At 34.4% G+C, this 22,365-nt stretch carries 18 protein-coding genes and 1 tRNA gene; 10 read left to right on the top strand and 9 right to left on the bottom strand.

Features of this window, described 5'->3' with window-relative positions; translation table 11 throughout:
* The 5 genes from MY04_RS14325 to atpD all read right to left on the bottom strand — a co-directional run bounded on the left by MY04_RS14325 (nucleotide 1) and on the right by atpD (nucleotide 4,585).
* A complete protein-coding gene (locus MY04_RS14325; protein WP_066210617.1) occupies nucleotides 1-1,032 on the bottom strand; it encodes a sulfotransferase in 1,032 nt (343 codons plus the stop codon).
* Complete coding sequence (locus tag MY04_RS14320) at nucleotides 1,025-1,948, bottom strand: glycosyltransferase family 2 protein (RefSeq protein WP_066210615.1); 924 nt, start codon at nucleotides 1,946-1,948, stop codon at nucleotides 1,025-1,027. Before MY04_RS14320 ends, MY04_RS14325 begins: the two co-directional genes overlap by 8 nt.
* Nucleotides 1,941-2,636, bottom strand: a complete 696-nt coding sequence (locus MY04_RS14315) for a WbqC family protein (RefSeq protein ID WP_066210613.1) — start codon at nucleotides 2,634-2,636, stop codon at nucleotides 1,941-1,943. Before MY04_RS14315 ends, MY04_RS14320 begins: the two co-directional genes overlap by 8 nt.
* A gap of 87 nt (nucleotides 2,637-2,723) precedes the next feature.
* Nucleotides 2,724-2,969 carry a F0F1 ATP synthase subunit epsilon gene (locus MY04_RS14310; RefSeq protein ID WP_066210610.1) on the bottom strand — a complete coding sequence of 82 codons (246 nt, stop codon included), beginning with the start codon at nucleotides 2,967-2,969 and terminating at the stop codon, nucleotides 2,724-2,726.
* 101 nt (nucleotides 2,970-3,070) lie between these two features.
* On the bottom strand, nucleotides 3,071-4,585 hold the full coding sequence (gene atpD / locus MY04_RS14305) for a F0F1 ATP synthase subunit beta (protein ID WP_066210608.1): 1,515 nt from the start codon (nucleotides 4,583-4,585) through the stop codon (nucleotides 3,071-3,073).
* Between the two features lie 489 nt (nucleotides 4,586-5,074).
* Here atpD and MY04_RS14300 point away from each other — a divergent pair, with 489 nt between their 5' ends.
* From MY04_RS14300 to MY04_RS14275, 6 genes are all read left to right on the top strand, one after another.
* On the top strand, nucleotides 5,075-5,713 hold the full coding sequence (locus tag MY04_RS14300; RefSeq protein WP_158297707.1) for a hypothetical protein: 639 nt from the start codon (nucleotides 5,075-5,077) through the stop codon (nucleotides 5,711-5,713).
* A 176-nt stretch (nucleotides 5,714-5,889) separates the two neighbouring features.
* A complete protein-coding gene (locus tag MY04_RS14295) occupies nucleotides 5,890-6,552 on the top strand; it encodes a carboxypeptidase-like regulatory domain-containing protein (protein WP_084005891.1) in 663 nt (220 codons plus the stop codon).
* A 340-nt stretch (nucleotides 6,553-6,892) separates the two neighbouring features.
* The gene (locus MY04_RS14290) at nucleotides 6,893-7,918 is read left to right on the top strand and encodes a rod shape-determining protein (RefSeq protein ID WP_066210604.1); all 1,026 of its coding nucleotides are present in this window, start codon (nucleotides 6,893-6,895) and stop codon (nucleotides 7,916-7,918) included.
* A 263-nt stretch (nucleotides 7,919-8,181) separates the two neighbouring features.
* Nucleotides 8,182-9,039: a rod shape-determining protein MreC gene (mreC, locus tag MY04_RS14285; RefSeq protein WP_066210602.1), complete on the top strand. Its 858-nt coding sequence runs from the start codon at nucleotides 8,182-8,184 to the stop codon at nucleotides 9,037-9,039.
* 2 nt (nucleotides 9,040-9,041) lie between these two features.
* A complete protein-coding gene (locus tag MY04_RS14280; protein ID WP_066210600.1) occupies nucleotides 9,042-9,572 on the top strand; it encodes a hypothetical protein in 531 nt (176 codons plus the stop codon).
* 19 nt (nucleotides 9,573-9,591) lie between these two features.
* Entirely contained in the window at nucleotides 9,592-10,407 is an 816-nt protein-coding gene (locus MY04_RS14275; RefSeq protein ID WP_066210598.1) for a hypothetical protein, read from the top strand.
* Nucleotides 10,408-10,498: 91 nt separating this feature from the next.
* On the opposite strand, the gene mnmA is transcribed toward MY04_RS14275, so the two are convergent.
* Nucleotides 10,499-11,704 carry a tRNA 2-thiouridine(34) synthase MnmA gene (gene mnmA, locus MY04_RS14270; RefSeq protein ID WP_066210596.1) on the bottom strand — a complete coding sequence of 402 codons (1,206 nt, stop codon included), beginning with the start codon at nucleotides 11,702-11,704 and terminating at the stop codon, nucleotides 10,499-10,501.
* A gap of 285 nt (nucleotides 11,705-11,989) precedes the next feature.
* On the opposite strand from mnmA, the gene MY04_RS14265 reads away from it, so the two are divergent.
* A tRNA-Leu gene (locus tag MY04_RS14265) sits at nucleotides 11,990-12,071 on the top strand.
* Nucleotides 12,072-12,286: 215 nt separating this feature from the next.
* Nucleotides 12,287-14,680, top strand: coding sequence for a GAF domain-containing protein (locus MY04_RS14260; protein WP_066210595.1), 2,394 nt, complete (start codon nucleotides 12,287-12,289; stop codon nucleotides 14,678-14,680).
* A gap of 75 nt (nucleotides 14,681-14,755) precedes the next feature.
* Here MY04_RS14260 and MY04_RS14255 read toward each other — a convergent pair whose 3' ends face one another.
* Nucleotides 14,756-16,807 (bottom strand): BatA domain-containing protein, encoded by a 2,052-nt coding sequence (locus tag MY04_RS14255; protein ID WP_066210593.1) that lies wholly within the window; start codon nucleotides 16,805-16,807, stop codon nucleotides 14,756-14,758.
* Nucleotides 16,808-17,039: 232 nt separating this feature from the next.
* Here MY04_RS14255 and MY04_RS14250 point away from each other — a divergent pair, with 232 nt between their 5' ends.
* A complete protein-coding gene (locus MY04_RS14250; RefSeq protein WP_066210590.1) occupies nucleotides 17,040-17,645 on the top strand; it encodes an OmpH family outer membrane protein in 606 nt (201 codons plus the stop codon).
* Nucleotides 17,646-17,801: 156 nt separating this feature from the next.
* Nucleotides 17,802-18,341 carry a hypothetical protein gene (locus MY04_RS14245; RefSeq protein ID WP_066210588.1) on the top strand — a complete coding sequence of 180 codons (540 nt, stop codon included), beginning with the start codon at nucleotides 17,802-17,804 and terminating at the stop codon, nucleotides 18,339-18,341.
* A gap of 65 nt (nucleotides 18,342-18,406) precedes the next feature.
* On the opposite strand, the gene MY04_RS14240 is transcribed toward MY04_RS14245, so the two are convergent.
* Nucleotides 18,407-18,760 carry a DUF5684 domain-containing protein gene (locus MY04_RS14240; protein ID WP_066210586.1) on the bottom strand — a complete coding sequence of 118 codons (354 nt, stop codon included), beginning with the start codon at nucleotides 18,758-18,760 and terminating at the stop codon, nucleotides 18,407-18,409.
* 252 nt (nucleotides 18,761-19,012) lie between these two features.
* Nucleotides 19,013-21,868 (bottom strand): excinuclease ABC subunit UvrA, encoded by a 2,856-nt coding sequence (uvrA, locus tag MY04_RS14235; protein WP_205958199.1) that lies wholly within the window; start codon nucleotides 21,866-21,868, stop codon nucleotides 19,013-19,015.
* Nucleotides 21,869-22,365: the final 497 nt, after the last annotated feature.

Here is a 22,365-nt window from a genome sequence, read left to right as displayed (position 1 = left end):
TTATAATTTTAATCTTTTAAGCTCTTCTTTGATATTCTTTTCATCAGATGAAAAATTATATTTAATCTCGTGCGAGTCTTTAATGCCAAAATCTTTAAATTCTAATATTATTTTTTTTTGATCTGGTTTTTTACCGACTTGGTAACCAAGTTCTTTTAATTGGTCATAACATAAAGCTTCAATATATTCGATTTCTTTTTTGGGAAGTTTCATTTTATATGTGCCAATAGATTCTGAAGATATATTCGAAGTGCTTTTTTCGTTTGATGTATTAGAAGACCATTCTTTTCCGTTTTGATCTTTTAAATTTGTTTTATGAAAATCTGTATTAAATTTAGTTAGGTTTAAATATGTAGTAATTTCAGATAAAGTCTTTTCAGTATTCTTTATTAAATCCTCATATTTTAGAAAAATAAAATTTTCTGAATAGATACTTTTAAAATAATTAAAACTTTTGAGCCATGAACGAACCAAGAATAAGGTTGGTTTTTTAGCACCCAGAAATTTTTCTTTTTTAGGATAGTTTACAGAAGCAATTATATCTCTTGGATCTCGAATAATTCCAATACACTTAATGTTATTGTCTGTAAAAAAAGGAATGAATGATTCACAAAAAATCTCTTTACTACCGATGTATATGTTGTCACCATTTCTAGTAAGTTGTTTTATTGTTTTCTTGTAGATGTCAATGAATGTATTGTTAGTGTTAATTAAATTTACTTTATCAAATGAAGTATATTGACCAGAATACCCTTTCATTTTAAGAAAAACATTATCTAAAAATGAATTTGATATGATATTGTTTTTTAAAAAGTTATTAAAATCAATTTTATAATTATTATCATAGTCTTTGTTTAATGCATAATATAGATCTTCATCATATTTTTGTTTGATAAATCTTTTTGATAGTTCTGTATGTAATAATGGTAATGGTTGAGACAATATATTTATATGTGGATGATTAGATAGTATCTTATCTAACAATGTTGTTCCTGAACGTCCCATTCCAGTAATAAATAAATATTTATTCATAGATTTCTCGAATATAATAATATGGTCTATTCTCAGTAGTATTAATTAATCGAATAAGATATTCTCCTATTATTCCGATAGTAATTAAGTTTGCCCCACCGAAAAACAAAATCAATAATGATGTTGAGGTCCAACCAGGTGTGATTTGTCCAAAAAATATTTTTTTCACTATTAATAATATTGATAATATAATACTAAGAACAAAAGATAAACCTCCAAAATAACCAACATACCTTAGTAGAATTGAAGAATTGTTTATGAGTAAATTACTGAATAAAGTAACCATTTTTCTAAGGTTATAATTACTATCTCCTTCAAATCGGTTGTAATGATCTATTTCTATATTTACTATATCATTGGTCACTTGAAATATTAACGCAGGTATAAATGGGTAAGGTGTTTTTATTTTTTGAGCATGATCTAAAACTTCTTTTTTTATTAAACGATAAGGAGATAATTGAATATTTTGGGGTTTACCTAAAATAATATGGTCAAAATACCCTTTAACATTACTGGCAAATCTCTTAAATACAGAATGCTTTTTCTTTTTGAACTTAGCTATTACAACATCATGATTTTCCTTTTTCATAAGTTCTAAAATATCCTTTGGATGATGTTGGAAATCGTCGTCCATCGTTATAATATAATCGCCTGATGCATGATGAACACCACATAAAGTAGCTGCTTGTTGTCCAAAATTTTTCATTAGTTCAATGACTTTTACATTATTATAGTCACTGATTTTTTTTAGAAATTTTTTTGTTGGTATATGAAATGGACTATCATTTACAAGAATTAATTCAAATGATTTATTTTCTAACAATGAAAATGTATTTTTAATCTCACTATAAATTTTTTCTAATGATGATGTAGATTTATACACAGGGATAACAATGGAATATTTGGTTTTATGCATGAGATTTTAAATATTTTTTTGACTCTTTTCCTAAATTGAAAATTAAATCAATTATACTGACTCCATGTTCAAAATTTGATGAAAGTTGTTGGTATTCAGGATAACCACTGTAATTCATCCATTCTACTTTTATATTATTTTTATAAAATAATTCTTCATCAAGATATGATTTAGCAGCAGGCCCAGATAAATAAGTTCCCCCATTAAGTTCGTTACAAATGTTTATAAGTCTATCGTTTTTGTTACCTTCTGTTGAGAGGGTATTTGAGAAAATTATCTTAGTTTTTATTTCTAAGATATCACAAATTATAGTAATTAACTTATAATTTATTTGGGATAGGTATTCGTCTGAATTTGTTAAATAAAAATTTTCAAATATGTCCTCGTATTCTTTGAAATATTTTGCTTTTGAATAATTGCTTTTTATTGTCATCCAGTGATTTTTGGCCCACTTTTTATCACTAATCTTAGTCTCTTCAATTTTTTGTTCAAATTTACCTTTAGTTTCAACCGGAATACTTAACCATTTTAGACCATCCTTTGTGATAATCTTATTTCTATTTCTCCAATCTCTCTTTGTGTATTGCATATCATCAAATAAAACAAAAGTATCAACCATATTGATGATGTCAAAGTAACCTTTCCAGGGTATATAATTTGATTGTAGAATTGCAATTTTTTTATTCATATCATAAAGTTAAATAAAAAAAGTCCATCTATAATGTTTGAATATATTATAGATGGACTTTATAAGTATTGATTGGATTAACCACTACTACCCAACAACCGCCTCAGCCAAAATAACCAATTTGTTGTCAAGCATTTCTATTGTACCGCCATCGATCGAGAAAGTAGTTACTTCCGATCCTTTTGCGATTCTAACCTCACCCTTAGTTAAACTAGAGATGATGTTAGCGTGACGATCAAGCATTTCGAATTCACCGTTGATACCGGGAACTTTAACACCTGTAGCTTCACCTTCGAAATATTTTTTATCTGGAGTAAGTAATTCTACAAACATGATTCTTTAAATTAAGAATTAGTAATTGATACTTAATTAAAAAGGCGAGAATCCGAGCGTTGCCCAAGACTCTCGCCTTATATATTGACTTGAGAACTGGACTAAGCGTTCTTAGCAGCTTCTGCAAGCATTTTCTCTCCTTTTTCTGCAGCTTCCTCGATTTTACCTACGAACATGAAGGCAGCCTCTGGAAGGTGATCCCACTTACCATCTAAGATTTCGTTGAAACCTTTGATTGTATCTTTGATGTCTACGATTAGACCTGGGATACCTGAGAATTGTTCTGCTACGTGGAATGGTTGAGATAAGTAACGTTGCACACGACGAGCACGTGCTACTACTTGCTTATCTTCCTCAGAAAGTTCATCCATACCAAGGATCGCGATAATATCTTGAAGTTCCTTGTAACGTTGGATTGTTTCTTTTACACGTTGTGCAGTATTATAGTGCTCATCACCTAAGATTTCTGGGCTTAGGATACGTGAAGATGACTCTAGTGGATCTACACCAGGGAAGATACCTAATGAAGTAATCTTACGTGAAAGTACTGTTTGTGCATCCAAGTGGGCGAATGTTGTCGCTGGAGCAGGGTCAGTTAAGTCATCGGCAGGTACGTAAACCGCTTGTACCGACGTAATTGATCCTCTCTTAGTCGATGTAATACGCTCTTGCATAGCACCCATTTCTGTAGCAAGCGTTGGTTGGTAACCTACGGCTGAAGGCATACGACCTAGAAGGGCTGATACCTCTGAACCTGCTTGTGTGAAACGGAAGATATTATCAACGAAGAATAAGATATCACGTCCTTCTCCTTGTCCCTCACCATCACGGAAGTATTCTGCGATAGTAAGACCAGAAAGAGCTACACGTGCACGAGCACCTGGAGGTTCGTTCATCTGACCGAATACCAATGTTGCTTGTGAAGTTTCTAATTCTTCTTTGTTTACTTTTGAAAGGTCCCATCCACCTTTCTCCATGTCTTCTTCGAATTCCTTGCCGTATTTGATTACGCCAGATTCGATCATCTCACGAAGAAGGTCATTACCCTCACGAGTACGCTCACCAACACCAGCAAATACTGAGATACCTGAGTATACTTTTGCAATGTTGTTGATCAACTCCATGATCAATACAGTTTTACCTACACCGGCACCACCGAAAAGACCAATCTTACCACCTTTAGTATAAGGCTCTAATAAGTCGATTACTTTAATACCTGTGTATAAAACTTCTGTTGAAGTTGCTAACTGATCGAAAGCAGGAGCAGAACGGTGAATTGGTAAAGATGTTTTGCCGGATGGCTGATCCATACCGTCGATCGCTTCTCCAACTACGTTGAATAGACGACCTCTTACATCATTTCCTGTAGGCATCGCAATTGGTGCCCCTGTATCTTGACATTCAGCTCCACGCTGAAGTCCTTCTGTACCGTCCATCGCTACAGTACGAACGCGCTCTTCGCCAAGGTGTTGTTGAACTTCCAATACGATCTCTTGACCGTTGGATTTTTTCACTTTCAAAGCATTATAGATCGCAGGTAACTTTGATCCTTCTGCTTCGAAGCTTACATCAACTACTGGTCCAATGACTGAGGTAACCTTACCGATATTTGACATCTTGGAATTATATTATATATATCAATGAATTCAGACATAGAGACTCTGAAGTTAATAACCTCAAAGACTACATTTAAATGCAAAACTAAAATTCTAATAATTGTTTCCAAAGATTATTGACAAATTAAGAGCCGAATTTGTGTTTTAATTACAATTTTAACCTTATGAAGCGCTTTTTTAGGCCTTTTTTTAGAAAAAGTATTCTTAAAAAGAGGATTATTATCATTGATTATTGTTAAATAGTAGACTTTCTCATTAATTATCATGTATGTTTATTGAAAAATAAGCGTATCATTTACTTTTTTAATTAATGGTCTATTTGATCTTACATCGAATTAGGCATGATTTTTTAGGTGTAAATAACAACTAACTTAAATGTTGTGTTGAAAGTGTAACCTATTTTATTTGTGTAAGCTACCAACACCTTGTAACTATCTGTGTAATATGAATCTTAGAATTTTAATTATCCTGCTAATTTCATTTAGCAGTTTGACAATTAAAGCAGGCAACGACCCTTTAAAAAAGCCCAAAGTTTGGGAAATGCTGAAAGAGTCTCCTCAAGACGAGGCGCTTTGGGCAGCGTACATGGGAAAATCATGGGTTTGTATGACCATACATGAGAAAGAACAAATCGATAAGTGGAAATCAGATATCGAGGCATCACGCCCTAAAATAAAAAATAATAATCCAGAAGTTCACGTAGCTTTAACTCCTCAATTACAGAAAGAAATTGATACACAAGTTTTTGCTGAAGATGATGAATTCTGGGAAGATGAAGTTCTACAATCAGCAGTATCTCAACAAGAATCAGTTAAGATAGAAGCAGAACTTCAGGAACACTTTGAGGAATTAGAAAAAAAGATGGTTCAAACACCAAGCTTAATTGAAATTCTATCAAGAGATTTAAGAAAAAACTTTATCCTAATAGAAGATGAATTTGATATGGAATTCGAAGCTTTAGGAAAAAGTTATGTAAGCTATTGGGACAAATATCCTAATGGTAAATATTCGCCAGAAAGATGGGTTTATGAAAAGAAAATGGAACTTAAGGCCTATAAGAAAGAAGAATTCGAAAGGCTCAAAGTTTCTATGATTGCATCAATTTCTTCTTCAAATTCATCTCATTAATCTAATTTTTTGTAAAAAAAGTACTTAAAATAAAGAAAAGCCTCAATACAACCTTTTTGGTATTGAGGCTTTCATTATATTTGAAAATAACATTTGTGAATTTATGATCACTGGAGTGAAATATTTTTGATGTTGTTTTGAAGTAGTGAACACTCCAAACTTTTTATTAACACAGAATGACTGAACTGTATAGTACACCAAAATATTATAAGTACCTTCTTATCTTTTCAATTTTTGCATTATTCACTTCTTTAGAAGTAAAAGCACAAGGAGAACAAAACTCAATACAATTTTCCGGTATTGTTGTAGAAGGAGATAGCTCTTATGGAGTTCCAGGAGCTCACGTCTATATCAAGCAAGCAGGAAAGGGTACTGTAACCAATCATGCAGGTTTCTTTACTATGCCTACCCAAGTAGGTGATACAGTGGTTGTATCATCAGTTGGTTTTGCAAAACAAGAAATTGTGATCCCTAAAAGAGACGATTTAGGATTCACTGTTTTGATTGAAATGAGAGAGGATGTAACAGAATTACCTCTTCTTGAAGTATTCCCTTACCCCACAAAAGAAATTTTCGAAGAAGCTTTTCTAGCCTTAGGAGAACAAAAAGATCAAAGGATAGAAAATATGGAGAAAAACCTGAGTCAAGAAAAACTGACCATGATGTCTAATGCTTTACCAATGGGAGCAACAGGCAACTATAAATACTATATGAATTACAGGGCGGATCAAATAGCCACCCAATATTTTATGGAAACAGCAAACCCTCTATTAAACCCATTTGCATGGGGCGATTTAATTAAATCGATTAAGAGAGGCGACTTTAAGAAAAAGGATTAAACTTTTCCTTCTATTGATATTATAATCTTAACTGATTAGTACTTCAATCCCACTGAAGAGAACTCTTTTTTCTATATATACTTGATAGAAATTGTATAAATTAATTTAGCATTACTTATTTCTTGATTTATGGAAAGAAATTTGTAGTCTGATTTATACCATACTTTTTAAATATAGCGTTAAACTCTTAGCTGATAAAGAGAAACGTACCTTTTATTTTTTTGTTTAATTGTTTGATGGTACCTAAATCAATCATGAAATAGAGAAATATAAATAACTCTTTAAGTATTTTACATGCGGTTTTTGCTAATATTTTTCGAATGAAAAAGAGTAAATTTTAATGGGCTTCTTTGATTTTTTTACTACCGACCTAGCTATTGATCTGGGTACTGCAAATACACTAATCCTCACAAAAGGCAAAATTGCCGTAGAGGAACCTTCCATCATCGCTTTGGATAGACAATCAGGTAAAGTGATTGCTCTAGGAGCGAAGGCTATGCAAATGCATGAAAAAACGCATGAGAATATAAAAACAATCCGTCCTCTTAAGGATGGTGTGATTGCCGATTTCCATGCAGCCGAACAAATGATTCGTGGTCTTATTAAAATGTCTGATAATAAGAAGCGATTCTTTATGCCTTCTCATAGAATGGTTATTTGTATCCCATCAGGTATTACGGAAGTAGAAAAAAGAGCCGTAAGAGACTCGGCAGAACACGCAGGAGCAAAAGAAGTGTATATGGTTCCGGAACCAATTGCAGCAGCTATTGGTATTGGTGTAAATATCGAGGAACCTATGGGAAGTATGGTGGTGGATATCGGAGGTGGTACAACAGAAATTGCTGTTATTGCAATGTCAGGTATTGTATGCGACCAATCTGTAAGAACTGCAGGCGATGTGTTCAATAGAGATATTTTAGATTACATGCGTCGTCAACATAATTTATTAATAGGGGAAAGATCTGCAGAAAAAATCAAATTCGAAGTAGGTGCAGCTTTAGCAGAACTTGATGATGCTCCAGAGGATTACGAAATCAGAGGACGAGATTTACTTACTGGTATTCCTAAAGTAATTAATGTCTCATACGCTGAAGTAGCATTTGCCTTAGACAAATCTATCTCTAAAATTGAAGAAGCAATTTTAAGAGCATTGGAAACAGCTCCTCCAGAATTATCAGCTGATATTTACGATAGAGGAATTCACTTAACAGGAGGCGGAGCATTGCTTCGAGGTCTAGATAAGAGGATATCATTAAAAACGAAATTACCTGTTCATGTACCGGAAGACCCATTAAGGGCAGTAGTTCTTGGTACTGGAGCAGTTTTAAAAGAGCTCAACCGTTATAAAGCCATTTTAATTACTTAGTAATTGTTGTCATCTGATTTTTCAGTTTGATGATTTATAAATGGAAAGTTTACTCCTTGTTGCAAGAGTTAATCATTTTACTCTCGAACAAGGAGTTTTTTTTGACGTTCTTAAATCTTTTAACTTAGGTTTGAATGAAAAAATAAAATTATCAAGCTTAGGTTTGTACTTATTTCATTAAATTTGTTCATTGAATGATTCGTTGAATCACCTCATTTTTTGAGAGTTTATTACCTTAATTTAGGTCGCTTTTTAGTTACTCCATGAGTCAGTTATTTGCCATTATATTTAGATATAGAGTATTCCTTCTCTTTTTATTTTTGGAAATTGTCGCCGCAGGGTTAATCGTGAATAACAATAGTTATCAACGATCTATTGTGTTGTCGTCTTCCAATACGTTAGTAGGGGGTATCTATAATACCACTTCAAATGTTACTCAATACTTTAATCTAACTGAAGTAAACGAAGGGCTTTTGGATGAAAATGCTATTCTTAGAAAACAAATTGAGCTTCTTCAAGTAGGAATAGCAAGCGATTCTGTAACAGATTCATCAAAAGAAAACATTACGAATTTATTCTATGGTATGTCTGATACCGTTGCTTATGATTTTATTCCTGCAAGAGTGATCAATAATTCCATGTACAGAATGGCCAATTACATTACGCTTAATAAAGGTCGTAAGGATGGTATCGAGCCAGGAATGGGTATAATGACACAAGCAGGAGTGGTAGGACAAGTTAAGACGGTATCCGATAATTTTGCTACCTGTTACTCTTTACTGCATAGAGAGATGAATGTTTCTGCTGAGCTAAAACGAACAGGTGATCTATGTACAGTTAAATGGGATACTCAAGACCCGACAACAGCATCAGCCAATTATTTACCATTACATCTTGATATTAATGTAGGTGATACAATTACCACATCAGGATTTAATACTGTTTATCCAGAAGGAGTGATGCTTGGTGTTGTATCTGAAGCAAGTCGAGTACCTTCAGAAAGATTTTGGTTAATAACTATAGATGTTTCCGTCGATTTCTCTAAACTACATCATGTGTACGTTTCTAAATCGTTGTTTAGAGCCGAAAAGGATTCACTAGAAAATATAGCAGAAGAATAGCAATGGGAAGAGAAATATGGTTAAAACAGGTAGGTGTATTTTTTATCTATCTATTCGCACAAGTTTTATTTTTTAGAAATCTCACATTTTTTGATGGAAATGTAATGATCTTCCCTTATGTGGCTTTCTTGGTTTTGTTACCTTTTGGAGCAGACAATATGAAGTTGCTCAACATTGCATTTGTCATGGGTTTTGTAATGGATATTTTTTATGATTCTATTGGTATTCATACAGCAGCCTGTGTCGGGATGGCATTTACAAGGTATCAAATTATTAAAGTAACAGCACCTAGTGGTGGTTATGATCTATCTGATGTTCCGTTGATAGGACAGATGGGATTTGGTACATTTATCACCTTTGTTATTCCTCAAGTTTTAATACATCATATTTTACTTTTTAGTATTGAAGCGGCGGATTGGGGATTTATGCCCAAGGCGTTATTCAGAGCTTTTCTGAGTAGCATTGCAACGATCTTTATTATTTTAGCTGTACAATATTTATTCTACAAAGGATTCTCAAGAAGAAGAATCTGATATATCAATTAAACATATCATGAACATACTCCACCCAAGAAGAGTTATTTTTGGATTAATTACTCTTCTGTTCTGTACTCAATTCTCTTTTGCTCAAAGTTCTAAAGCTACAGTACAAGAATTATTCAAAGTATCTGGTATCGAAGGTCAGTTCGAAAGCGTAGATCAAATGGTTGAGGCTCAACTTCAACAAAGTAAGGCAGCAATGAGCACTGAAGATTATGCTAAGTTTGAGAAAATAATGAAATCTTCTTTAAACGCACAAATGCTAAGCAATGCATTTGAGGAATATTACATGAAAAACTGCTCAGAAGAAAAGCTTAAAGCAGCCATCAAATTATATGATAATCCATTAGTTGAAAAAGCAAAACAAGGAGAGATCGCTTCAAAAGATCCTTCAAAGCAAGCAGAACAAATGACTTTCTTTCAAGATATGGGGACTAATCCTCCATCTCAAGAAAGAATATTATTGATTGGAGCATTAAACGAAGAGTTAGGTACTGTAGAAATGACAGAGAACTTGATGAAAAGCATGATGTTATCTATTTTAAAGGGAGCAAACTCTATGGCACCTGCAAATGAGAAATTAACAGAAGAACAAATGCAAGCACAAGCAAATCAGGCATTTCCTCCTATGATAATGCAGCAGTTGCAACAGCAAATGATTGCATATTCTTTTTATATGTATAAGGATTTATCAGATGAAGAACTAAAAGAGTATACTACAGTTTGGGCTTCGGAAGAGGGTAAATATTTTACTGAAAATACGATTAAAGCATTTACCTATTCATTTGAAAAAGTAGGTGAAAATATGGCGAAAGCTATGGTGAAATAGAAAGTATTAAAAATAAAAAAGCTCGTATTAAAACCCTGAAATCGAATCTGAGGTTTTGATACGAGTTTTTTTATATATGATTTTTAAGGATTTATCGATTGATCACTCCAGATCCAATCAATTCGTCCTCTGTGTACCAAGTGATAAACTGTCCGGCAGAAATTCCAGATTGTTTATTATCAAATACACAGTATAGACCGTCTTCTTTTCTATAAAGTGTCACCTTTTCAAGAGGCTGACGGTATCTGATACGAGCCATGTATTCTCTTTGCTCACCCACTTCCATCTTTAAGTCTTCTCTAACCCAATGGATTTCATCGTTTTCAACTTTTAAACCCTGACGATTTAAACCTGAATGTTGATCACCTTGTCCAGTATAAATAGTGTTAGTTTCAGTATCTGTGGCAATCACAAATAAAGGAAGTGGAGTACCGCCTACACCAAGGCCTTTTCTTTGACCAATTGTATAATAATGTGCTCCTTGATGTTCTCCTACCTTTTTGCCATAAGTAGGCTTGTATTGGTATGGAGAAGTCTCTAAAGCTAATCTTTCCTCTTCTGTAGATGCATTTTCTATAGCTGCTGTTCTCTCAGCATACATAGGATGATCCACTGCAATCTCCACAATATTACCTGTCTTAGGCATCAATTGTTGTTTTAGGAAATCGGGAAGTTTTACTTTACCAATGAAGCAAAGCCCTTGAGAATCCTTTTTGTTGGCTGTGATTAAATCTTGCTCAGCAGCGATTTCTCTTACTTGAGGCTTTGTAAGTTCTCCAATAGGGAACAAAGCTTTTGATAACTGCTCCTGACTTAATTGAGATAAGAAATAACTCTGATCTTTATTTCCATCTACACCCGCTAATAATCTAAAAACTTCTTTTCCGTTTTCATCAATAAAGCTGTCTTTTCTGCAATAATGACCCATAGCTACATAATCAGCTCCTAGGCTCATTGCGATATCCATAAAGACATCAAACTTTACCTCACGGTTACAAAGTACATCTGGGTTGGGGGTACGACCTGCTTCATATTCAGAGAACATGTAATCGACAATACGTTCTTTGTATTGCTCAGAGAGGTCAACACTTTGGAAAGGGATGTTTAGTTTATTTGCAACAAGTAGTGCATCGTTACTATCGTCAATCCACGGACATTCGCCTTGGATGGTTACACTACCGTCGTGCCAATTGATCATAAATAAACCAATGACATCATAGCCTTGCTCTTTTAGAAGGTGAGCGGCTACACTAGAGTCTACTCCGCCAGAGAGACCCACTACTACTCTTTTTGCCATAACTTTTACTGCTTACAGGGGGTTAAGGTCCCTTTTCACGTAAATCAAAATATTTTTTTCAGATTTCTGAAAAAAGTTTCACAAAGATAATAATATCTTTTTATGTTCTACACGTATTTTATTATCAATGACTTAACACTTCTGAATACGAAAAATAGTGCTTTAATGTAGAAGTGGTTAGGGGAGTATTCACTTTTATTTGGTAGATATTTTCAAGAAGTACTTGCGTAGAATAATTTAATCGTGCATATTTGCATCGCTTTAAAACACAAAGGCACCACAAAAGCGGGTGTGGTGAAATTGGTAGACACGCTAGACTTAGGATCTAGTGCTTCACGGCGTGGGGGTTCGAGTCCCTCCACCCGCACTCGAAAGAGGTTGATAGAAATATCAACCTCTTTTTTTATGTCTATTTTTCTACAGCAACTGAAGGTTTCGATAAAGATAAAAAATAGGAATACTCCTGGTTGATGCTTCAAAATACCTGATCAATAAAAAAATACTTTTCTATTTTGTACGTTCTTTAATAACATGGTACTCGAATTGCAGGATGCAAATAGAAGAAAAGCCTTCTAGTAATTTATGGAAGAAAAATTATCGAACAACAAAGAGTCTGGAATAAGGTTAAAGGACCTCAGTATAAGAATCAAAGTTTTACTTAACCTACTATTGATTGCTGCACTATCGAGTATAGCTGTTGGCTTGCTTGGTTACTATTCTGCAAAAAAATCATTAGAAGAAGCTGTATTTCGTCAGTTGACCTCTGTGAGGGAGGTGAAACGTAGATCTTTAGAAAATTATATTGATAATTCTAAGAAACATATCAGTGTGTTGGCACAAAGTAGAATGGTGTCTGATGCTGTTTTAGAATTCTCCTCTGCGTTTGATATCATGGATTACTATTATACTCCAGGTAAAATCGTCAAAATGAGACGTACACTTAAGGAGTATTACCGTTCTACTATTGATAGGAAATTAAGTGATCAAGAAAATTTCTCAAAACAACTGATCAACTCCGTTGATGAGGCCTCAGATAAGATGGTCATTCTTCAGCACCTTTACCTCACTCAGAATCAAAATCCCATTGGTAAGAAGGACTTATTGAATAGAGGTAATGATAGAACCGCCTATTCTGATATTCATGAGAGGTATCACTCATCATTTAGAAGATATTTAAAAGCAGAAGGATTTTCCGACCTTTTATTGGTAAGTGTTAATACTGGAGATGTGATTTATTCAGTCTCTAAAAATGCTGATTTTGGAACCAACTTAATGGATGGTGTTTTCAGACAATCAGCTTTAGGGCAAGCATTCACATTGGCTAGAAACTCGATCAGACCAAACATGGTGATACTATCCGATTTTGTGTCTTATGAAGGAGCCTATGGTAATTTACAATTATTCTTCGCTGCTCCAGTATATGATAATACAGGGGATGGACTAGAGAAAGTAGCTGTTTTGATAGGAACACTTCCGCTATCTGAAATCAATAACATAATGACTGATGATGGAGATTGGGCGGAAGAAGGTTTAGAAACAACGGGAGAGACATATCTAGTAGGTAAAGATCAATTGATGAGAAGTGATGCTAGACTGTTTGTAGAGGAGTCGGATAAATTCAACCAACAATTATTGGATTTAAATGTACCTATTGAAGAAATCAATAGAATAAAATCCTTAAGAACAACGGTGCTTTCCAAGTCAGTGAATACAGCTCCTGTACAAGATGCTCTTAAAGGTCATTCTGGAAATATAATCGCTCAAAATTATTTAGGAAAACAGGCCTTAAGTTCCTATTCATTATTAAATATCAGAGAACTGCCTTGGATTATTATTTCTGAAATAGAAGAAAAAGAAGCTTTCGCCTCCATAGATAAATTAAAATTAAATGTAGGCTTAGCGACAATTGTTATATTCATTATCGGTTTTATCGTTGCCAATGCTTATTCTACTAATTTCACAAGACCTGTGGATAAGTTGCAGAAAGCCATTTCGAGGTTGGCTAAAGGTGATGTTTCTTCTTCCATTCGTGTCCCATCAGGAGATGAAATCGGTAAGACGATTTATAACATGAATTTGTTGATAGAAAGAACCAAACAAACCTCGGATTTTGCGAAAAAAGTAGGTAAGGGGGATTTTGAAACTGACTTTGATACTTTCGGAAATAAAGATGTTTTAGGAAACTCATTAATTAAAATGAGGGACCGTCTTAAAGAAGTATCAATTGAAGATCAAAGGAGACAATGGGTAAATGAAGGAATTTCTAAGTTTGCTGAAATTACAAGACAATATTTAGATAATGTAGACGGACTTTATGAAATTGTATTAAGAGAATTGGTCGACTATCTCAAAGCAAATCAAGGAATGATGTTCTTGGTTGAGGAGGATAATAAAACAACCGATAAGTTCCTTCAATTGAAAGCTTGTTACGCATTTGACAGAAAGAAATTTTTGAACAAGCAAGTGAATTATGGTGAAGGCCTAGCAGGTAGATGTTGGCAAGAAAATGAATCTTTGTACATTGATGATATTCCTGAAGACTATTCTAAAATAGTTACGGGGTTAGGACTCGCTTCTCCAAAAAGCTTATTGTTGGTGCCTTTAAAGTTCAATGAAGAAGCACTTGGCGTTATAGAATTGGCTTCATTTAATACTGTGGAACCATACATGATCGAATTTGTGGAAAGAGTCTCCGAAAGTATTGCTTCGGCCATTACCTCTGCGAAACACAATACAAGAACGGCAAAACTGCTTGAAGAAGCACAAACCTTAACTCAGGAGTTAAGAATTCGTGAGGAAGAGATGCTTCAGAACACTGAAGAATTACAAGCAACTCAGGAGGAGATGGAGAGAAGACAGAAGGAGTTGGAAGAAGTAAGAAAAGCTCTTCAGAAAGAAATTGCCATGAAAGATGAACAGATTCTATTCTATAAATCACAAATACCAAGTGAAGAAGAAGAGGATGATGAAGAATAAAATGAAAGGGATGTTGATCAATTCAACATCCCTTTCATTTTATAAAACTTACTCTCACTAATTGGTTGAAATTAATTAAGGTTTTGTTTTCCAAAATCGAATTAAAGCCATTTCAATAAGCAAGAATAATAAGGCAGAATACAAGAAGTATTTCCATATCGGTTGAGCGATATTACTTTCGTTAAATACTTGAGTGAAACTATCTGCTTTAATATTTTCATAGATCTTGATGTTGGAATAAGATTCTAGGGTCTTCTCAAGATCAGAAGTGGTGTAACTGTTTAATTGTGATTCACCTTTTGCATAGTTAAAGGCAACATAACCAATTGAGGCGGTATCATTATCTGCTTTGACAATTTCGTAGCAGCCTGCCTCCATATCATCAGATGGTAATTTGAATGTGAGTACATCTGCATTTACTTTCTGACTTGGGATAATTTCGGTATCGCCATGTTTCAGTTTATAAATGACGCCTTTTTCTAATCCATCAAATCGAACTCTAAGGTTTTTCTCGTTGAATTTAAATGATAATTTATCAGACTGGGTTTTACTAAGTATTGCCATTCGGTACATCACAGGGACAAACAAGGCGTGACGTCCAAAATTACTGTATTCTGGTTGTAGAGGAGCAGATGCAAAGTAGTTACTCTGTAGGGCATTTTCTTGGATAGAGAGGAAACTCTGACTGTTCTTATAGCTCAATAAAGTTCTTACTCCTCTGCCTTGCCATTGGTAGAGCGGCTTCCCTTCAGGCATACTCATATTCTTTACCTTTTTCTCAAATACATTGGCAAAGAAAGGATCTCTTGAAGGAGGAACTTGCGTTCCAATCATCTCTGCACCGTCTTCAATTTTATTTTTACTGATAAGTGTTCCAAATGCTTTTGAATAACTATCGATATCCAAATTTTCTGATGGGAAAACGGCGATATTCGTCCCATTTCTTATTCCATTTAAGATCACATTATTCAAAGACTCATTGATAACATCCACATGGTCCAATATCAATAAATCTGCACCGTTTGTAGCACTGTAATCTATAGAGTTTGATTTAAAAGTGGTGGCGTTCAAGAAAGGCTCATTCTGATACACCGTGTTTAAGTACTTTTTAGGGTTATCAGAAATAATGGCAATATTGATATTAGGCGACACATTTAAAATGAAATAATGGTCATTATCAAAATCTACAGGGTAGTCAGAAATACTTACTTTGCATTGTTTATTGCCAGGATCACTGATAGCAAAAGCCATTTCTACCGTTTGTGTATCGGCAGCTTTAAGATTAATTGTAGTGTTCGATGATTGAACTTTATCTACAAATAGAGTCACTTCCCTATCTTCTACATCTGCATTTCCAAGATTGGATATTTGAACGTATAGCTTATTGTTTTCTTTCTGCTTGATAAATGGTTTGTCCAACCAAACAGAATCGATTCTTAAGTTTTCTAATTTATCAGCTGATAAAGGAATGAGGTGATAATTTGTTGCAGAATCAAATGCTAAGTTTTCTAGTGCACCAATGGTTGATTTTTGAAAATCTGAAATCCAGAATACTTGTTTCCCTTCATCAATTTTTTCTCTATTGAAAGCATCTTGAGTGAAATTTTCGACTTCTTGAAGTGTCCTAGTGAAGTTGGAATAGTTTAAACCAATAATTTCTTCCTCGGCTCTATCGTGGTTCATAAAATAGCGTGAACCACCTGTAAAACGATTGTCGAGAATTTGATAATTGTAGCCAACAGGAAAAACATTTGGTATATTTCTACCAATGTCTTTTGCGGCATCAAATAGTGTTTTGGCATTTCTCTCACTTTGCATACTGTAAGAGTTGTCAATGTAGATACTTACTTTACCTTTATCGTTTTTAAGTAGAGCATATCCGTTTTCTTTTGGAATATAAGGTCTTGCAAAAGCCAAAATTGCCATTAAGATAAAAAGCATACGGGCAATCATTACCAATATTTTTTTCAAACGATCTTGAGCGTTCGACATCTCCTTTACGGTTTGTAAAAAAGCCACATTGGTAAACTTAACTTCCGATGAACGTTGGAAGTTAAATAAGTGAATTATCAAAGGCACTAACACTAAGGGAAGTGCATAAAGAAACGCGGGGTTTACGAAGTTCATAGAGTAATTTAGAGGTTTCTATGCTTAATAGCCTACTAATTTCATCATTTTTCTTAAAAAGTACCTATTAATATACAATGAAAGAATAGGACTTTTTACACTTTCAATGAATTAACTATATTTGTGCCGGTGAAAATCACAATAGGTAGATTAAAAAGGACTTTTTGTAGGGAATATCAACCTAGATTAACTCATCATCGAAAGCATCTTATTTATTAAAATAATACATACTGTGAAGAAATTATTATTAGCAGTTGGCATTATCGCAACTATGTTTGCATGTCAACAACCACAAGCTCAACAAACAGCTTCTACTGAGACAGTAGCTTCAGCAATGAAAATTGCTTACATCAACAACGACAGTCTTTCTACATACTACAAGTTCGGTGAGGACAAGTACAATGAATTGCAAAAGAAAATGGAGAAAGCACAGAAGAGCTTACAAACTCGTGCTGTGAAACTTCAAGGAGAAATGCAAAACTTTGAGAAAAGAGCTAGAGCTGGTTTGATGTCTCAAAACGATATTCGTCAGAAGCAAGAGCAATTGGGATTAAAGCAACAAGAATTACAAGCAGCTCAACAATCACAAGCACAAGGTTTGCAAGCTGAAGAAATTGCTATTCAAACTGAAGTAAGAAAAAGAGTAAAAGAATTCTTGGATAACTATTCTGCTGATAAAAACTACAGTATTGTATTGGGTTATAGCGATGGTGTTACATCTACTGTAATCTGGTCTACTCCAAACGTAGAAGACATTACTCAAGATGTTATCGACGGTTTGAATAAAATCTACGAGGACGAGCAAAACGCTCAATCTTCTGAAGAAAAAGGTAAGTAATCAAATCATTTGATTTGTTAATATATGATCCGCAATACATACGTGTGTTGCGGATTTTTTTTATAATACCGAAATTTGTAAAAAATGAACTTCATTAGTTTCAACTATTTTTAATTTAATGAGTTAAATGGTTGAATCTGTAATTTGAAATTAGATATGAACAATAAAAAGCCATCATTTTTCGAAGGGTTTAAAGAACCTTTTGATATGGTCAATAAATTAAGAATTTGTTTTTACGGATTGGCAAGTATTTCTGTACCTTTTGCCTTATTTTGGTATTTACAGAATTCTTCCGAAGTAGTAGAAATAGAACCTGTCATTGATCCTCTAGGTGAAATTATTATTGCAATATTAGCCGTTTTAATTATAGGTGTTTCAATGGTAGAGTACAAAAAGTACAATAGTAAGCTGAAGGAAATTAGAAAGGAACCGTCACTTCCTTTTCGATTGACTCTATTATTAAAGGCACAGTTCTTTAAATTTATTCCTTTGTCTATTCCTCCGATTATCGTAGCAGTACTGTATAGATTAACTTTAGAACCTTTGGTTTTTGGTCTTTATGTGGTTTCTATGATCTTATTTGCGATGAGTAATCCAAGTATCCATAATGTGATCTCAGATTTAAGGTTAAAGAAAGAGGATAAACAAAATATGTTGAATAATGTACCGTTTGATCAAACGGATATGAAGTTGTAATTATCATTTTGAATAAATAAAAAAGCCAATAAAGATAACTTCTTTATTGGCTTTTTTATTATAGATCATCCTGTTGGACCAACATATCTTGTATCATTATCAAATGCCATTAGCACTCCAAAAACGAAGGGTAGTAAAAGTAATCCAATAGTATAGATTATATCCTTTCCGTAACTAGTAGCAAAAAGGTGTGTGACATAAATAAATAAAATGATGTTCACCACAGGGATTAAAAATAATAGAACCCACCACCATGGTTTGCCTACGATTTCTAAAAGTACAATTGCATTATAGATTGGGATAATAGATGCCCAACCGGGTTTACCAGCTTTTTCAAAAAGTTTCCAATACGCAAGTATGGACAGAACGATTACTGCGATATAAATAATCGTTCCCATAATACCATATGAGTTTTCCATAGTAAGAGAGCTATAGTTAGTTAAATTGAAATTTAATATATCATACAATATAATAAAAAAGCACTTTGATCTTCGTGATCAAAGTGCTTTTTTTCCTGAGTTTATACTCAAGTAAGAAATGATAATTGAATTGGTTGGTATCTCAAATATAGAGTCAATATTTCGATAATACAAATAATTACCCTAATCATCCAAAAATTCGATAATATATTCGCCGTTTTGTTGATAAAAGCGAATAATCATTCATTTATCTTAAGAATTTTTCAATTCATCTCTAAGAAATTTGGCAGTGTAGCTTTTCTTACTTTTTGCAACTTGTTCAGGAGTGCCTTTCGCAATGATTTGTCCACCACCTTTACCACCTTCTGGACCAAGGTCGATGATATAATCCGATACTTTGATCACATCTAGGTTATGTTCGATGACCAATACCGTATTTCCTTTTTCTACCAATTGCTGTAATACATTCAATAGATGTTGGATATCTTCGAAGTGAAGACCTGTTGTAGGTTCATCAAGAATGTAGAATGTTCTACCAGTATCTTTCTTCGATAATTCTGTCGCTAGTTTCACTCTTTGTGCTTCACCTCCTGATAGTGTAGTGGCATGTTGACCTAAAGTGATATATCCTAATCCCACTTCTTTTAATGCCGTCAACTTTCTAAGAATTTTAGGATAGGCCTCAAAGAATTCTACTGCTTGATTCACAGTCATGTTTAGAACATCGGAAATTGATTTTCCTTTATAACGGATCTCTAGTGTTTCTCTGTTGTAACGTTTGCCCTTACAGTCTTCACAATCTACATAGACATCCGGAAGGAAATCCATCTCGATTAACTTTTTACCTGCACCTTGACAAGTTTCACAACGACCTCCTTTTACATTAAAAGAGAATCGGCCGGGTTTATATCCTCTAATCTTCGATTCGGGTAGATTCGTAAACAAAGATCTAATTTCAGAGAACATGTCGGTATAAGTGGCAGGGTTAGAACGAGGTGTTCTACCGATAGGTGATTGATCTACCTCAATGACTTTATCGATAAAGTTTAGTCCTTCTACCGACTCGTATTCTTTAGGATTCTTCTTCGACTTATAGATTTTCTGATTTAGAATCGGATATAATGTATCGTGAATGAGTGTAGATTTACCCGATCCAGATACACCCGTTACACAAATCATTTTACCCAAAGGAAAATCGACAGAAACGTTTCTTAGGTTGTTACCATTCGCTCCTTTGAGGGAGATCACATTACCACTTCCTTTTCTTCTTTGCTTAGGAACTTCAATAGCCAATTTCTCGCTTAGGTAGTCGGCAGTGGTAGTATGTTGTTTTAGGAATGATGATGGTTCTCCAGCAGCAACGACATTACCGCCATGTAAGCCTGCTTTTGGACCAATATCCAAAATATAATCTGAGGCAAGCATCATGTCTTTATCGTGTTCTACCACAATTACGGAGTTACCTAAATCTCTAAGATCTTGTAAGGCTTTAATTAGCTTCACATTGTCTCTTTGATGTAAACCGATACTTGGCTCATCTAAAATATACAATACGCCGACAAGCTGAGTACCAATCTGAGTGGCCAAACGAATACGTTGAGCTTCACCTCCAGAAAGTGTTTTTAAAGATCTATTTAACGTGAGGTAATCTAGACCAACGTCTATCAAAAAGCCGGTACGTTTGCGAAGTTCTTTTAAAACTTCTGCACCAATGGTCTTTTGCCTTTCAGTTAAATCAGGATCCACATTATTGATCCAATCACCAAAAGCCTTGATATCCATTTCTGCTAACTCAGCAATATTTTTACCTGCAATTTTAAAATGCAGTGATTCTTTCTTTAATCGTTGTCCATTGCAAGTGGGACATTTTTTGATGATCGTAAATTCCTCCGCCCAGTTTTTCACTTTATCAGAACTACTATTGGCGTGGCGTTTTAAAAATGGGATGACCCCTTCAAACTGAGTAATCCATGCTTTATCGTATTTGGAATCTTTGGCACTGAGTACCTCAATTTCTTCATCCGAACCGTAAAGCACTACCTCAATGGCTTCATCACTTAGCTCATTTATTGGAGTAGTTAACGAAAAGCCTCTTTGCTTAAGGTGTTGTTCGATCATCTTAAAAATATAGATATCACGATATTCACCAAGAGGAACGATTCCGCCACTGAAAATACTTTTACTATCATCAGGAATGACTGCTTCTTTCGTAATTTCCTCAATTTCTCCCAAGCCATTACACGTTGGACAGGCACCGTAAGGAGAGTTGAAGGAGAACATGTTAGGAGCAGGTTCATCGTAGGAAATTCCTGATTTTGGGTCCATCAAGAACTTAGAGAAATACTTCACTTGTTCTTTTTTAGGAGCATCAGGGAAGAAGCATACAATAATTCCCTTTCCTTCCTTCATTGCTGTTTTTATAGATTGAGCAATGCGGAAACGATCTTTTTCTACTACTTTTACCCGATCGATAACCACCTCAATATCGTGAGTTTTGTATCGATCGACCTGCATTTTTGGTACAAGATCTTGTATCTCACCATCGATTCTCACTTTGCTGTAGCCTTGCTTACGAAGCTGAACAAAAAGTTCTCTATAATGACCTTTTCTACCTTTAATAACAGGGGCAAGTATCACCATTTTTTGTTCATCAAAATGACTCATCAGAAACTCAATAATTTGATCTTCTGACTGCTTGATCATTTTTTCACCTGTCACATAAGAGAATGCTTCACCTGTTCTAGCATAAAGTAGACGGAGAAAATCATAAATCTCTGTAGTAGTACCCACCGTCGAACGCGGATTTCTTGATGTAGTCTTTTGTTCAATTGAAATCACAGGACTCAATCCCTCGATTTTATCGACATCAGGACGCTCCATATTCCCAATAAAGGAACGGGCATAGGCAGAGAAACTTTCCATATAACGTCTTTGACCTTCAGCATAAATTGTATCGAATGCTAAGGATGATTTCCCACTTCCAGAAACCCCAGTAATAACTACGAGCTTATTTCTTGGAAATGTAAGGTCAAAATTCTTTAGGTTATTTTCTCTCGCACCATAAATGGCGATTTCCTCTTCAACGTAGGCTTCTGATTGCTGCTTCAATGTGATAGAAATGATGATGAAACGACAGTGAACAAGCTATCAACACACTGATTGAAAATGTTGATAACTTTTAGAATATCTAAATTAGTGAAAATACAATGAATTAGGAATAGGAGAGGGTGGTTTCTTTTGAGGGGGTGGTTTTATCTCTTGGTTTTTCGATGTTTGAAATAATTTTAGGTAGCAGGTAGCAGGTGTGGTTCGTGTAACTAGTTAAAAGTATTTTTTTGTATAACCCATTTTTTGAACACATTGTTAAAATTTGAGTGGTTTAATATGGAGAAAAAATGATATCAGATTTTGATTTAAGTTCATCAGCGAAATATCTTTCCTTAGTTCCTTAGTTCCTTAGTTCAAAACCGAGGTCGGGAGACCTCTAACGTTTATGGGCACAAATGTCGCTAACGCTTAACATTTGCACCAGTTTTACTTCTTCCCTCTTACCTTTTACTTAAAACGAGCGTTAAATTTGCTACCTGCTACCTGCTACCTGCTAC

Source organism: Flammeovirga sp. MY04 (assembly GCF_001682195.2).
GTDB lineage: Bacteria > Bacteroidota > Bacteroidia > Cytophagales > Flammeovirgaceae > Flammeovirga > Flammeovirga yaeyamensis.
Note: the sequence above shows the minus strand (reverse complement) of the source record. Positions and strands in the feature narration are given on the sequence as shown.